Raw genomic sequence first — 13746 nt, 5'->3', positions numbered from 1 at the left:
GTGGCCGACGCCCTGCCAGCCGGAGGCGGCCGGGATCCCGAAGCGCTCGGCCAGCGCCACCGGATCGCCCATGCCCTTGAGGACGGTCACGTCGTCGCCGAAGCCGTGCATCTCCATGAAGGGCGTCGACATCGTCGTCGGCGGCAGCATCGGCCACATGAGTGCCTTCATGGGACAGGCCGGACGGCTCGTCGTCCTCGGCGACGCCGGCGAGGCCCTCGGAGATTCGTTGTACGAGGCGCGCATCTACATCCGCGGCACCGTCGCCTCCCTCGGTGCGGACTGCGTCAAGAAGGAGATGCGGCCCGAGCACCTCGAGGAACTGCGCGAACTCCTCCGGGCGGCCGGCTTCGACGCCGACCCCGCCGAGTTCACCCGCTACGGCTCCGCCCGCGGGCTCTACCACTTCCACGTCGACAACGCCTCGGCGTACTGATCGCACCGCCCGCACCGCATCCCAGGAGACTCCCATGACCTTCCAGCCCGGACTTCGTGAGTCGGCCACCTTCGACCGCAACGTCATCCACGAGATCCAGCGTGCCGCCGAGACCGGCATCTACGACATCCGCGGATGGGGCGCCAAGCGCAAGCTTCCGCACTTCGACGACCTGCTGTTCCTCGGCGCGTCGATGTCGCGGTACCCGCTCGAGGGTTACCGCGAGAAGTGCGAGACCGACGTGGTCCTCGGCGACCGGCACGCGAAGTACCCGCTGCACCTCGACATCCCGGTCACCATCGCCGGCATGAGCTTCGGGGCGCTGTCCGGGCGGGCGAAGGAGGCTCTCGGGCGCGGCGCCAGCGAGGTCGGCACGTCCACCACCACCGGCGACGGCGGCATGACGCCGGAGGAACGCGGTCAGTCCAAGCACCTCGTCTACCAGTACCTGCCGTCGCGCTACGGGATGAACCCCGACGACCTGCGCAAGGCCGACGCGATCGAGGTCGTCCTCGGCCAGGGCGCCAAGCCCGGCGGCGGCGGCATGCTGCTCGGGCAGAAGATCACCGAGCGCGTCGCCGGAATGCGCACCCTGCCCGTCGGTATCGACCAGCGCAGCGCGTGCCGGCACCCCGACTGGACCGGCCCGGACGACCTCGCCGTCAAGATCATCGAACTGCGCGAGATCACCGGGTGGGAGAAGCCGATCTACGTCAAGGTCGGCGCAACCCGCACCTACTACGACGTCAAGCTCGCCGTGAAGGCCGGTGCCGACGTCGTCGTGGTCGACGGCATGCAGGGTGGCACGGCCGCCACGCAGGACGTGTTCATCGAGCACGTCGGCATTCCCACCCTCGCCGCGATCCCCCAGGCCGTGCAGGCGCTGCAGGAGATGGGAATGCACCGCACGCCCGGTGGCGTGCAGCTCGTCGTCTCCGGCGGCATCCGGTCCGGCGCCGACGTCGCCAAGGCCATGGCCCTCGGCGCGGACGCCGTCGCCATCGGCACCGCGGCGCTGATCGCGTTGGGCGACAACAACCCCCGGTACCAGGCGGAGTACGAGAAGCTCGGCTCGGCCGCCGGGTTCTACGACGACTTCCAGGACGGCAAGGACCCCGCCGGCATCACCACGCAGGATCCGGACCTGCAGGCCCGGTTCGATCCGGTCGAGGGCGGCCGCCGCCTCGCGAACTACCTGCGCGTGCTCACCATGGAGGCCCAGACCATCGCACGCGCCTGCGGCAAGTCGCACCTGCGCAACCTCGAGCCGCAGGACCTCGTGGCCCTGACCATCGAGTCGGCCGCCATGGCGCGGGTGCCACTGGCCGGCACCAACTGGGTGCCCGGCCAGGGCTTCTGAGCCGCTGCCCGCCTTCCACCGAGCGAATGTGCCTTACTGTCGGCCTGTCCGACGGTAAGGCACATTCGCTCGTTCCGTGTGCCTGCCCCTCGCACGATCGTCCACTGTCGGGAAACAGCACGTACAGTGAGGACATGAGCAGCCCCGAGCGCCCCGTACTGCACGACGCGCCGGGCCGGGAGGTCCCGCGGGACACCCCGACCGGGGTGGACCTGGAACGCGCCATCGCACAGGAGGTCCGCAAGTTGCGGATCGCCAGCGGGCTCTCCGTGGGCGACATGGCCGCGAAGGTGGGCATCTCCAAGGCGATGCTGTCGAAGATCGAGAACGCCCAGACGTCGTGCAGCCTCTCGACCCTCGCCCGCCTGGCCGCAGGTCTCGACGTACCGGTGACGTCGCTGTTCCGCGGCGCCGACGCGCAGCGCGAGGCGGTGTTCGTCAAGGCCGGCCAGGGCGCGGAGATCGTCGGCCGCGGCACCCGCGTCGGACACCACTACGAGTTGCTCGGCACGCTGCGGGGCCAGCACAAGCGGCTCGAGCCCGTGCTGGTGACGCTCACCGACGCGAGCGAGGTCTTCCCGCTGTTCCAGCATCCGGGGACCGAGCTGCTCTACATGCTCGAGGGCGAGATGGTCTACGGGCACGGCGAATCCGAGTACCGGCTCCAACCCGGCGACGCCCTGCTGCTCGACGGCGAGGGCATCCACGGGCCGAACGAGCTCGTCACCCTGCCCATCCGGTTCCTCGCGGTCACCGCGTACCCGGACAAACACCAGGACTGATCCCGCTCTCCACCACGAGCGGGGGGGTTTCCGCGTCGAGAGGGACACCGCCGCGGTGCATCGCGGGTGCAGGCAGCGGTAACCGCCCCCTCGTCGCGAGAATCTCCCGCTCGACGACGAACGAGGCCCCCGCCGTAGCGGGGGCCTCACCCGTTGTCGGTCCTCGGTCAGAGCTTCTCGGCTGCCGCCTTGGACGTGAGTGCCGTCGCCGCCTCCGCGACCGACGCCGCCTCCGTACGGGACGTGCCGGTGAAGCCCACCGCGTCGAGCACGTAGGCGGTCTCGCCGTGCACGACGACGTCGAGACCCTCGTACTCGGCCTCCGGATCGACGCGCAGGCCCATCACCAGGTCGAGACCCTTGGCGATGATCCAGGTGACGACGAAGGAGTAGGCCAGCACCGCGAGCACCGCGACGGTCTGGGTGCCGAGCAGGCCGATTCCGCCGCCGTAGAACAGCCCGGCCGCGCCGCTGGGAGCCTCCGGCACCGCCAGGAAACCGATGAGCAGCGTGCCGAGAACACCGCCGACGAGGTGGATGCCGACGACGTCGAGAGCGTCGTCGTAGCCCAGGCGGAACTTCAGCGAGATCGCGAAGCAGCACAGCGCACCGGCCAGGGCACCGACGACCAGTGCGCCGAGCGGCGAGACGGCACCGCAGGCCGGGGTGATCGCGACGAGCGCGGCGATGAGGCCGGACGCGGCGCCGAGGGTCGTGGCGTGACCCTCCCGCAGCTTCTCGACGATCAGCCAGCCACAGATGCCGGCGCACGACGCAGCGATGGTGTTGAGCACGACGACCGAGGCGTTGTTGTCCGCGGCGAGCGCGGAACCGCCGTTGAACCCGAACCAGCCGAAGAACAGGATGCCGGCACCGAGAACGGTCAGCGGAAGGCTGTGCGGGCGGGGCGGATTCAGGAACGAGCGCCGCTTGCCCAGGACGATGATGACCGCGAGGGCCGCGATGCCGGCGTTGATGTGCACGGCGGTGCCGCCGGCGAAGTCGACCGCACCGAGGGTGTTGGCGATCCAGCCGCCGACGACGGACCCGTCCTCGGAATCGAACGCGAAGACCCAGTGCGCGACGGGGAAGTACACCAGCACAGCCCACAGCCCGGCGAACACCATCCAGGCCGAGAACTTCATGCGGTCGGCAAGGGCGCCGCACACGAGGGCGACCGTGATGCCCGCGAACAAGAGCTGGAATCCGGCTATCAGCGCCGGCGGGAGTCCCGGTTCGGCCGGCGCCTCGAGCAGCTGGCCGAGCCCGAGATACTCGAGGGGGTTGCCGAGCAGTCCGGCACCGCCGAGCGAGTTTCCGAGCACCGCCGAGTAGCCGAACAGAACCCACAGAACTCCGACGAGCGCGAAGCCCGCGAACGTCATCATGATCATGTTGAGCGTGCTGCGGACGCTCACCATGCCGCCGTAGAACAGCGCCAGCCCGGGAACCATCAGCGAGACCGCCGTGAAGGCCGCGAGAATCCAGGCGGTGTCGGCGGCAGCGATTGCCTCTTCCATAGGTGTCCACCTTGTTCAGTCCCGAGGGATCGCCCCTCGTACGTGTCGCGGTGACTGTCTTATGTTGTTAATCACCGTCATCTGAGAGTGAACCCAGTGTGTAATCTGCGTGGGAGCCGCCGGTGAACTTCGTGTAACGGCGGCTCGCCCCCGGCACTGCCCACCGCCGAGCGCTCGCTCGGGGGCGACCGGTAGCGTTCGAACTGGTATGCGCATCGCTCGCGGGTGAGGATGGACACATGACTCGACACGGTCCGCTGCACGACATCGTGGAATCCGACCTCGAGGTCACCGGACCCAAGGACCACGCCGCCGGTGTCCCGGCGGTCCTGGTGTCGCTGAAACGCGCCTACGAGCAGATGGGCGTGGCCCGCACGGCGGCCACGCTGCCGCGGCTCAACCAGCGGCACGGTTTCGACTGCCCGGGGTGCGCCTGGCCCGAGACGCCCGGCCACCGCAAGCCCGCGGAGTTCTGCGAGAACGGCGCCAAGGCCGTCGCCGAGGAAGCCACCCTGCGGACGGTCACGCCCGAGTTCTTCGCCCGTCACTCCGTCGCGGAACTGTCGGAGAAGACCGGCTACTGGCTCGGGCAGCAGGGCCGCCTGACCCATCCGATGGTCCTCCGCCCCGGCGCGACCCACTACACCCCCGTCGACTGGGACGACGCGTACCGGCTGATCGCCGACCACCTGCGTGCGCTCCCCACCCCGGACCACGCCGTCTTCTACACGTCGGGCCGCACCAGCAACGAGGCCGCGTTCCTCTACCAGCTGCTGATCCGCAGCTACGGCACCAACAACATGCCGGACTGCTCCAACATGTGCCACGAGTCCTCCGGCAGCGCACTCGTCGAGACCATCGGAATCGGCAAGGGCTCGGTGTCGGTGCCGGACCTCGAGCACGCGGACCTCATCCTCATCGCCGGTCAGAACCCGGGCACCAACCATCCGCGCATGCTCTCCACCCTGGTGAAGGCCAAGGAGAACGGGGCCAAGATCATCGCGATCAACCCGCTCCCCGAGGCGGGGCTGCTCCGGTTCAAGGACCCGCAGCGCGTCGACGGCGTGCTCGGCCACGGCACGGACATCGCCGACGAGTTCCTGCAGATCCGCCTCGGTGGCGACATGGCGCTGTTCCAGGGGCTCGGCAGGCTGCTGTTCGAGGCGGAGGACGCCGCGCCCGGCACCGTGATCGACCGGGCCTTCGTCGAGGCCCACTGCGCCGGCTTCGACGACTACGAGCGGCACGTCCGCGCGGTCGACCTCGGCACCGTCCTCGAGGCCACCGGGCTGAGCGAGGCGCAGCTGCGGTCCACCGCCCGGGACCTGGCCACCTCCCAACGCACCGTGGCGTGCTGGGCGATGGGCCTGACTCAGCACACCCATGCCGTCGCCACCATCGCCGAGGCGGTCAACCTGCTGCTGCTGCGCGGGATGATCGGCAAGCCCGGGGCCGGGGTCTGCCCGGTGCGGGGGCATTCGAACGTGCAGGGTGACCGGACGATGGGCATCTGGGAGAAGATGCCCGAGTCCTTCCTCGCCGCGCTGGACCTCGAGTTCGGGATCACGAGCCCGCGCAGGCACGGGTACGACACCGTCGAGGCGATCCGCGCGATGCGCGACGGCCGGGCGAGCTTCTTCATGGCGATGGGCGGCAACTTCGTCGCCGCGACCCCGGACACCCACGCCACCGAGGAGGCGTTGCGCCGCTGCGAGCTGACCGTGCAGATCTCGACCAAGCTCAACCGCAGCCATCTCGTGCACGGGCGCACAGCGCTGATCCTGCCCACCCTCGGACGCACCGACCTCGACATCCAGGAGAGCGGCAAACAGCTTGTTTCCGTGGAGGATTCGATGTTCATGGTGCACCTGTCACGGGGCCGGTTGCAGCCGGTCGGCGACCAGCTGCACAGCGAGGTCGCGATCGTCTGCCGGCTCGCCCGCGAGCTGTTCGGCCCCGACCATCCGGTCCGCTGGTCGGCGTTCGAGGGCAACTACGACCTGATCCGCGACTCGATCGGGCGGGTCGTGCCCGGCTGCGAGGACTACAACACCAAGGTCCGCCGGCGCGACGGGTTCCAGTTGCCGCACCCGCCCCGCGACAACCGCGAATTCCGCACGCACACCGGCAAGGCCAATTTCAGCGTCAACGACCTGGTGTGGGTGCCCACTCCCCCGGGCCGGCTCGTGCTGCAGACGCTGCGCAGCCACGATCAGTACAACACCACCATCTACGGGCTCGACGACCGCTACCGCGGCGTGAAGAACGGCCGCAAGGTCGTGTTCGTCCACACGGACGACATCGCCGAACTCGGATTCGCCGACGGCGACCTCGTCGACATCGTGTCCGAGTGGCCCGCCGACGGCGCGGTGCAGGAGCGTCGCGTCCGCGACTTCCGCATCATCGCGTACAGCACCCCGCGCGGCAACGCGGCCGCCTACTACCCGGAGACCAATCCGCTGGTCCCCCTCGACCACGTCGCGACGAAGTCGAACACCCCGGTCTCCAAGGCGATCGTCGTCCGACTCGAGCGGGCCGGGGCCGACTGATGGGGCGGGTCACCGCGCGCCGGCCCGTCCTGCGGATCACCGCGGACGGGCAGGCACGCCGACCGGACAGCCTCGCGGTGGAGGAACCGCTGGAGATCCGCCTCAACGGCCGCGCCCTGACGGTCACGATGCGCACCCCGGGCCACGACGTGGAACTCGCCCACGGATTCCTGCTCGCCGAGGGGATCGTCGGCGGCCGCGAGGACGTCTCCGTGGTGCGCTACTGCGACGGCGTCGACGACAGCGGCGCCAACACCTACAACGTGCTCGACGTCCACCTCGCGCCGGGGATCTCCGTTCCCGACGGTGCGGGCGCCCGCAACTTCCTCACCAGCTCCGCGTGCGGGGTGTGCGGGAAGGAGTCCCTCGACCGGATCCGCGGGCGCACCCGGTTCCCGCTGACCGACGGCTTCGTGGTCTCCGCCCGCGCGCTGGCCTCGATGCCACCACGAATGCGGCAGCGGCAGAAGGTTTTCCAGAGCACGGGGGGCTTGCACGCCGCAGCGCTGTTCACCCCCGACGGCACCCTGCTGGCGTTGCGGGAGGACGTGGGCCGGCACAACGCGGTCGACAAGGTGCTCGGCTGGGCACTGACCGAGAACCGGGTCCCGTTGCCGGACACCGTCCTCGTCGTCAGCGGGCGGGCCTCTTTCGAGCTGGTGCAGAAGGCCGTGATGGCCGGCGTCCCGGCGCTCGGAGCGGTGTCGGCCCCCTCGTCGCTGGCGGTCGATCTCGCCGCGGAGTCCGGCCTGACCCTGGTCGGTTTCCTCCGCGGCGACTCGATGAACGTCTACACCGGATCCGTCGTATGAGCGGGGGCCCGGGAACGGCTCAGCTGCAGTCCTGTTCGGGCGCGTCGCCCGAGCGGACCCCGTCGACGAAGGCCCGCACGTCGTCGTGGGAAACCTCGAGCACGCCGCGGTGGTCGGCACCGTCGTAGACCCGGTAGGCAAGGGGGGAGCCGTTGCCGCACAGGGTCTTCGTCACCTCGTCGGTGACCTGCCGGGCCACGAGCACGTCCGCGGTGCCCTGCACGACGAGGGTCGGCACCGAGAGGGCGAGCTGCTCGAGTTCCTGCGTGGCGAAGTATTCGGTCAGGCGCCCGACGTCCGCACCGGGCGCGAACACCTGGTCCACGGGAACGGTCGCGGCCACCTTGCGCACGTCGTCCATGCACCCGGTGCGCGCCGCCGCGAGCAGCGGACGGGACGCGTCCGTGAGCATCGCGTCGGCGGACACCTCGGGGTCGGCGGCCTCGGCGCCGAGCAACAGGACGGGCAGGAAGGTCAGGGCCTGAGCGATCCCCGGGCCCCCGGTTGCGAAGTAGGCGGCGGTCTCGCTCGTCCGGCTTCCCGGCGCGAACGCTACCGCGCCCTGCAGTTCCAGTTCGGGAGCGCGCTCCGCGCCCTGGGCGGCGGTGAACAGGGCCGCATGCCCGCCCTGGCTGTGCCCCATCACCGTCCACCGGTTTCCGATGCCGGGCTCGGCCTCGCGTGCGGCACGCACGATGTCGACGACCGTGTTCGCGGCGCTGTCGCCGTTCATGTAGGGATGTCCGCCCGGCGTTCCGAGGCCCTCGTAGTCGGTCTGGACCACGGCGTAGCCGTCGGCGACCCACCGATCGAGCATCGCGGTGGTCCGCGAGAGGTAGCTGTGGGCGGGTCCGCCGACCGTGTCGGCCGAGGGCGCGCAGGCATCTCCGACACCCGTCGTGCCGTGCGCCCAGCTGATCACCGGCCATCCTCCGCCGGGGGCGTCGCCGCGCGGGATCGCAACGGTGCCCGACACGAGGATCGGGCGTCCCGTGGCGTCCTCCGAGAGGTAGGTGATCAGTTCCGTGCGCGCCGCGCTGGGCAGCGCCGCCGCGCTCGTCAGCGGCCGGGTGCTGATCAGCGCGCCGGGGGAACGCTCGACAGCGGGGGCCGGTTCGGAATCCGCGCAGGCCGTGGCGGCCAGCACCGAGGTGACCGCGAGCGCCACGAGGACGCTCCGGGAGGAGAGATGACCCATGGAATCCTCCGTTAAGAAGTTCTTATTAATTGGAAAGTCGAACTTCTTAGTACAGTGGGCGCATGGCAGTGTCAACAGGTCGTCTCGCTCTGCTGGATGCCGCGGAGGAACTCGTCGCCCGTCGCGGCATCCACGGCGTCTCGGCGCGCGAGGTGGTCACAGCCGCCGGTCAGCGCAACAATTCGGCGATCGCCTATCACTTCGGCTCGTGGCACGGACTGCTCGACGCGGTCTGGAGCCGGCACGCGCCGCGCGTCAACGCCCAGCGGGCGGCACTGACGGACGCGGCCCACCTCGACGGCTCCCCGGCACTCGAACGGCTCGTCTATGCCTACGTCCATCCGCTCGTCACCGAGATCGCCCGCGGGAGGCCCAGCTACTGGGCTCGCTTCAACGAGCAGTGGCTCGCCACCGCCCCCCTGGTGTTCCTGGCGGTCCCCCAGCCGGGGGCCGTCCAGGCCGACTACTACCCGTCCGACGAGTCGCTCAACGTCCTCGCCTCCCTGCTGGAGACGATCGCGCAGTGTCTCGACCTCCCCGAAGCCGACGCCCGTCGGCGTGTGGGGCTGACGGTGCGCTTCGTCATCGGCTCGTTCGCCTCGTGGGAGCGCGCCCACGAGGCCGGGGACGCGACCGACCTGTCCACCTTCGAGTCGGAGATCGTCGAGCTCGCCTGCGCAATGTTGCGCGTGCCGGGCGGTGATTCGGCGCCGTCGTCCCGACCGCGGTGACTCGGCGCCGTCGTCCCGACCGCGGTGACACGGCGCCGTCGTCCCCACGGACAGATCAGGCCGGCACCCGCTCCGCCTCGATCAGGGCCGTCATGTGGGCAAGCATGCGGTCGGCGTCGGGCTCCACCCCGGTGAAGATGCGGAATGCGTCGACAGCCTGGAAGACGGCCATGCCCGCGCCGGTGAGGGTCGGGGCGCCGAGTGCGCGGGCACGCAGGACGAGTTCGGTCTCGATGGGCCGGTAGACGACCTCGGCGACCCACAGGTCGGGGCGCAGCAGTGCCGGGTCGAAGGCCGTTCCGGGATGTGCGGCCATGCCGACGGGCGTCGCGTGGATCAGGCCGTCCGCGGCGGCCAGCAGCCGCGGCAGCTCGGCCGGCGTCGCGGACGAGACGGCAACGTCCGGGAACAGCACGGTGAGCGTGTCGCGCAGCGCGGTGGCGCGCGCGAGGTCGGGATCGACGACGGTGAACGCGCGCACCCCGCGGGTGAGCGCGGCGTACGCGACCGCCGCCCCGGCCCCACCGGCCCCGAGCTGGACGACCGCGTCGAGCGCGACGCCGGGGAGTCCGCGGTCGAAGTTGCGGCCGAAGCCCGACCAGTCGGTGTTGTGACCGATCGCGCGCCCGCCGTCGAACAGCACGGTGTTGACGGCGCCGAGGCGGCTCGCCTCGGGCGACAGGTCGTCGAGATGGTCGAGGACGGCCTGCTTGCAGGGATGGGTGATGTTCAGGCCCCGGAAGCCCAGCTCGCGCGCGGTGCGCAGCAGCCGCGGCAGGTCGGCGACCGAGAGGCCCAGCTCGTCGAGGTCGATGATCTTGTAGACGTAGCGCAGACCCTGCCGCGCGCCCTCCTCCTCGTGCATCGGGGGTGTCAGCGAGGCACCGATGCCGGTTCCGATGAGGCCGCAGAGAATCGAGTCGGTCATGGCGGGCCTTTCACGTCACAATGTACGAACTAGTGAGTTACAAGCCATAGCGTACGGCCACGGGCGGCACGGAGACAAGACCCCGGTCGATAGGGTGGCGCCATGGCACCCGAGCAGACGACCGGCCGACGACGCCGCAACAGCGACCTCACCAGGGAGAACATCCTCGAGGTGGCCACCGCGGAGTTCGCGGACAAGGGACTGTCGGGAGCCCGGGTCGACGAGATCGCCGAGCGCACGCAGACCACCAAGCGGATGATCTATTACTACTTCGGCGACAAGGAGGGCCTCTACCGGGCCGTCCTCGAGAGTTCCTACGGGACGATCCGCGCCCAGGAGCGCGAGCTGGACCTCGAAGACCTCGGCCCCGTCGACGCCATCCGCGTGCTGGCCGAGGCCACGTTCGACCACCACGACCAGCATCCCGACTTCATCCGCATCGTCGCCAACGAGAACATGCTCCGGGGCGAGCACATCCGGCAGTCTCCCCATCTCGCCGGCCTGGGCGCCCCCGCCGTCGACGTGCTCACCGGCATCCTCGAACGCGGCCGGGCCGACGGCCTCTTCCGCGACGACGTCGACGCCCTCGACGTCCACCTGGTGATCAGCAGTTTCTGCGTCTTCCGCACCGCCAACCGGTACACCTGGCAGGCCCTGTTCGACCAGAACCTCGCCGCGGACGAGCTGCGGACCAGGCATCGGAGGATGCTGGGCGACCTCCTCGTCGCGTTCCTGACGACCCTGCCCGACTGAGGGACCTCGGGGGAATGCGCACGGGGACGCGTTCCGAAATTTTATGAACTATCTAGTTCATACATCTTGCGTTCACCGTGTGATGGCGCCTACATTCGAGACAACGCAGTACGAACCCGGGTTCGTATCTCGAACATCCCCTCCCCTTTTCCGCACAGGAGACGCGATGACCGCGCACACCCTCGACACGCCGGAGAATTCCGGTATGACGACCGAAACCCGCCCGCACGACACCACCAAGGTCAAGCGCGCAGCGTCGTCGGCCTTCCTCGGCAGCATGCTCGAGTACTACGACTTCTACATCTACGCATCCGCCGCCGCCCTGATCTTCCCGACCGTGTTCTTCCCCGACAGCGGCCACGCGGCGCTGCTGTCCCTGTCGACCTTCGGTGTCGCCTACGTCGCGCGGCCGCTCGGCGCCGTGGTGCTCGGCCACTTCGGTGACCGGGTCGGACGCAAGAACGTCATGCTGTTCACGCTCATCCTCATGGGCGTCGCCACCTTCGGCATCGGCCTGATCCCCAGCGCCGAGTCGATCGGCGTACTCGCTCCCGCGCTGCTCGTGTTGATGCGAATCTTCCAGGGCATCTCCGCCGCCGGCGAGCAGTCCGGCGCCAGCTCGCTGACTCTCGAGCACGCCCCGCAGAACCGTCGAGCATTCTTCGCGAGCTGGACGCTCAACGGCACCCAGGCCGGCTTCATCCTCGCCAGCCTGGTGTTCCTGCCCGTCGCGGCCATGCCCGACGACATCCTCTACAGCTGGGGCTGGCGCGTACCGTTCTGGGGCAGCCTGTTCGTGCTGGCCGCCGCGTACGTCATGCGGCTCAAGCTCGAGGAGCCCGAGGAGTTCGCGGAGACCAAGAAGTCCCACGAGGTCGCCAAGCTGCCGGTCGCCGACCTGCTGCGCACCCATCCGGCCAACCTGACCCGGGTGATCTTCTGCGCCTTCGTCGCCGTGGTGAGCACCATCTTCTCCGTGTTCGGCCTGGCGTTCGCGACCAGCGCCGAGGTGGGCATCGCCAAGTCGACGATGCTGGGGGTCGCGATCGCCGCCAACGCCGTCGCCTTGTTCAGCCAGCCCGCCCTCGCCGCCTTGTCGGATCGCGTCGGCCGTAAGCCCGTCTTCGTCACCGGCGTCCTCGGCTCGGCGGTGTTCATCTTCGTGTACTTCCAGGCCATCTCCACGGGCAACGTCGCGCTGATCTTCGCCGCCGGCATCGCCCTGATGGGCCTGCTCTACGCCGCGCCCAACGCGATCTGGCCGGCGTTCTACGCCGAGATGTTCAACACCAAGGTCCGCTACTCCGGCATGGCGATCGGCACCCAGCTCGGCTTCGCCATCGCCGGCTTCGCCCCCGCCATCGGCACCGCGCTCATGGGCGGCGATCCGACGAACTGGCTGCCCGTCGCCCTCCTGACGTCCGGCGCCTGCCTGGTGTGCGCCGTGTCCGCCCTGTCGGCGAAGGAAACCTTCCGCACCCCGCTGCGCGAACTCGGCAACCGCATCTGACCTCCGCTTACGTGGCCGAATGTCACATCACGTCGCTTCGAGTGACGTGATGTGACATTCGGCCACTGTGGCGTCGCGGGCACTGTGGCGTCGCGGCCACCGCGGCGTCGCGGGCACTGTGGCGTCGCGGCCACCGCGGCGTCGCAGGCTCCGGCGGAAGCACCCCACCTACGGCGAAGGCCCCGGCACGGATGCCGGGGCCTTTCACGCGGTCGGATCAGGCGGTCTTGTCGCGACGCTCCCGTTCGGGTTTGCGCGGCACGATAGTCGGCAGCACGTTGTCGTTGACGGTTTCGGCGGTGACGACCACCTTGGCGACGTCGTCGCGGCTCGGGATGTCGTACATCACCGGCAGCAGGACCTCTTCCATGATGGCGCGCAGGCCGCGGGCACCGGTACCACGCAGGATCGCCTGATCGGCGACAGCTTCCAGCCCGTCCTGGGTGAACTCCAGCTCCACCCCGTCCATCTCGAAGAGCCGGACGTACTGCTTGACGAGCGCGTTCTTCGGCTCCGACAGGATCTGCACCAGCGAATCCTTGTCCAGGTTCGTCACCGAGGCGACGACCGGCAGGCGGCCGATGAACTCGGGAATGAGACCGAACTTGATCAGATCCTCGGGCATGACCTCGGCGAAGTGGTCGGTGGTGTCGATCTCGGCCTTGGACTTCACCTCGGCGCCGAAGCCGATTCCGCGCTTACCGACCCGGTCCGAGACGATCCTCTCGAGCCCGGCGAACGCACCGGCGACGATGAACAGCACGTTGGTGGTGTCGATCTGGATGAATTCCTGGTGCGGATGCTTGCGTCCGCCCTGCGGCGGCACCGACGCCTGGGTGCCCTCGAGGATCTTCAGCAGCGCCTGCTGGACGCCCTCACCGGACACGTCGCGGGTGATCGACGGGTTCTCGCTCTTGCGGGCGATCTTGTCGACCTCGTCGATGTAGATGATCCCGGTCTCGGCGCGCTTGACGTCGTAGTCGGCCGCCTGGATGAGCTTGAGGAGGATGTTCTCGACGTCCTCACCGACGTAGCCGGCCTCGGTCGAGCTGGCCAAGTCGAACATCCTGCTGCTCGGGCCCACCGGCTGCGGGAAGACGTACCTGGCGCAGACGCTGGCGAAGATGCTGAACGTGCCGTTCGCGATCGCCGACGCCACCGCCCTGA

At 69.5% G+C, this 13746-nt stretch carries 11 protein-coding genes and 3 pseudogenes; 9 read left to right on the top strand and 5 right to left on the bottom strand.

Annotated features, from left to right (window positions below):
* A pseudogene (locus AIIKEEIJ_RS05535) lies at window positions 1-105 on the bottom strand (glutamine amidotransferase); the annotation flags it as partial.
* A 1-nt stretch (window position 106) separates the two neighbouring features.
* Here AIIKEEIJ_RS05535 and AIIKEEIJ_RS05530 point away from each other — a divergent pair.
* The 3 genes and pseudogenes from AIIKEEIJ_RS05530 to AIIKEEIJ_RS05520 all read left to right on the top strand — a co-directional run.
* Window positions 107-436: pseudogene (locus AIIKEEIJ_RS05530) on the top strand (protein glxC); the annotation flags it as partial.
* A 34-nt stretch (window positions 437-470) separates the two neighbouring features.
* On the top strand, window positions 471-1796 hold the full coding sequence (locus AIIKEEIJ_RS05525) for an FMN-binding glutamate synthase family protein (protein ID WP_006937284.1): 1326 nt from the start codon (window positions 471-473) through the stop codon (window positions 1794-1796).
* A gap of 134 nt (window positions 1797-1930) precedes the next feature.
* Window positions 1931-2578, top strand: a complete 648-nt coding sequence (locus AIIKEEIJ_RS05520; RefSeq protein ID WP_029543111.1) for a helix-turn-helix domain-containing protein — start codon at window positions 1931-1933, stop codon at window positions 2576-2578.
* Window positions 2579-2745: 167 nt separating this feature from the next.
* Here AIIKEEIJ_RS05520 and AIIKEEIJ_RS05515 read toward each other — a convergent pair whose 3' ends face one another.
* Window positions 2746-4098: an ammonium transporter gene (locus AIIKEEIJ_RS05515; protein WP_006937288.1), complete on the bottom strand. Its 1353-nt coding sequence runs from the start codon at window positions 4096-4098 to the stop codon at window positions 2746-2748.
* 239 nt (window positions 4099-4337) lie between these two features.
* Here AIIKEEIJ_RS05515 and AIIKEEIJ_RS05510 point away from each other — a divergent pair, with 239 nt between their 5' ends.
* Together AIIKEEIJ_RS05510 and fdhD are read left to right on the top strand one after the other, a co-directional pair.
* On the top strand, window positions 4338-6647 hold the full coding sequence (locus tag AIIKEEIJ_RS05510; protein ID WP_161995137.1) for an FdhF/YdeP family oxidoreductase: 2310 nt from the start codon (window positions 4338-4340) through the stop codon (window positions 6645-6647).
* Window positions 6647-7459 carry a formate dehydrogenase accessory sulfurtransferase FdhD gene (gene fdhD / locus AIIKEEIJ_RS05505; RefSeq protein ID WP_029543107.1) on the top strand — a complete coding sequence of 271 codons (813 nt, stop codon included), beginning with the start codon at window positions 6647-6649 and terminating at the stop codon, window positions 7457-7459. The genes AIIKEEIJ_RS05510 and fdhD overlap by 1 nt, the downstream gene beginning before the upstream one ends.
* 19 nt (window positions 7460-7478) lie before the next feature.
* Here the strand turns inward: fdhD and AIIKEEIJ_RS05500 are convergent, their stop codons facing one another.
* On the bottom strand, window positions 7479-8657 hold the full coding sequence (locus AIIKEEIJ_RS05500) for a lipase family protein (RefSeq protein ID WP_161995136.1): 1179 nt from the start codon (window positions 8655-8657) through the stop codon (window positions 7479-7481).
* Window positions 8658-8719: 62 nt separating this feature from the next.
* Between AIIKEEIJ_RS05500 and AIIKEEIJ_RS05495 the strand changes: the two genes are divergently transcribed.
* Entirely contained in the window at window positions 8720-9388 is a 669-nt protein-coding gene (locus AIIKEEIJ_RS05495) for a TetR family transcriptional regulator (RefSeq protein ID WP_161995135.1), read from the top strand.
* Between the two features lie 55 nt (window positions 9389-9443).
* Here AIIKEEIJ_RS05495 and AIIKEEIJ_RS05490 read toward each other — a convergent pair whose 3' ends face one another.
* Entirely contained in the window at window positions 9444-10316 is an 873-nt protein-coding gene (locus AIIKEEIJ_RS05490; RefSeq protein ID WP_043796574.1) for a shikimate dehydrogenase, read from the bottom strand.
* A 102-nt stretch (window positions 10317-10418) separates the two neighbouring features.
* On the opposite strand from AIIKEEIJ_RS05490, the gene AIIKEEIJ_RS05485 reads away from it, so the two are divergent.
* Both AIIKEEIJ_RS05485 and AIIKEEIJ_RS05480 read left to right on the top strand, forming a co-directional pair.
* Entirely contained in the window at window positions 10419-11069 is a 651-nt protein-coding gene (locus tag AIIKEEIJ_RS05485; RefSeq protein WP_029543099.1) for a TetR family transcriptional regulator, read from the top strand.
* A 166-nt stretch (window positions 11070-11235) separates the two neighbouring features.
* Complete coding sequence (locus AIIKEEIJ_RS05480) at window positions 11236-12579, top strand: MFS transporter (RefSeq protein ID WP_029543097.1); 1344 nt, start codon at window positions 11236-11238, stop codon at window positions 12577-12579.
* 217 nt (window positions 12580-12796) lie between these two features.
* Here the strand turns inward: AIIKEEIJ_RS05480 and clpX are convergent.
* Window positions 12797-13639: pseudogene (gene clpX, locus AIIKEEIJ_RS05475) on the bottom strand (ATP-dependent Clp protease ATP-binding subunit ClpX); the annotation flags it as partial.
* On the opposite strand from clpX, the gene AIIKEEIJ_RS33930 reads away from it, so the two are divergent.
* Window positions 13629-13746 (top strand): AAA family ATPase (locus tag AIIKEEIJ_RS33930; RefSeq protein WP_338020909.1); only part of this gene is annotated, 118 nt, incomplete at its 3' end. The pseudogene clpX and the gene AIIKEEIJ_RS33930 overlap by 11 nt on opposite strands.

It is taken from the genome of Rhodococcus sp. YH1, assembly GCF_009939605.1.
GTDB classification, from domain to species: Bacteria; Actinomycetota; Actinomycetes; order Mycobacteriales; family Mycobacteriaceae; genus Rhodococcus; species Rhodococcus aetherivorans.
The sequence above is the reverse complement of the archived record's forward strand: the minus strand, read 5'-3'. Positions and strand labels throughout refer to the sequence as shown.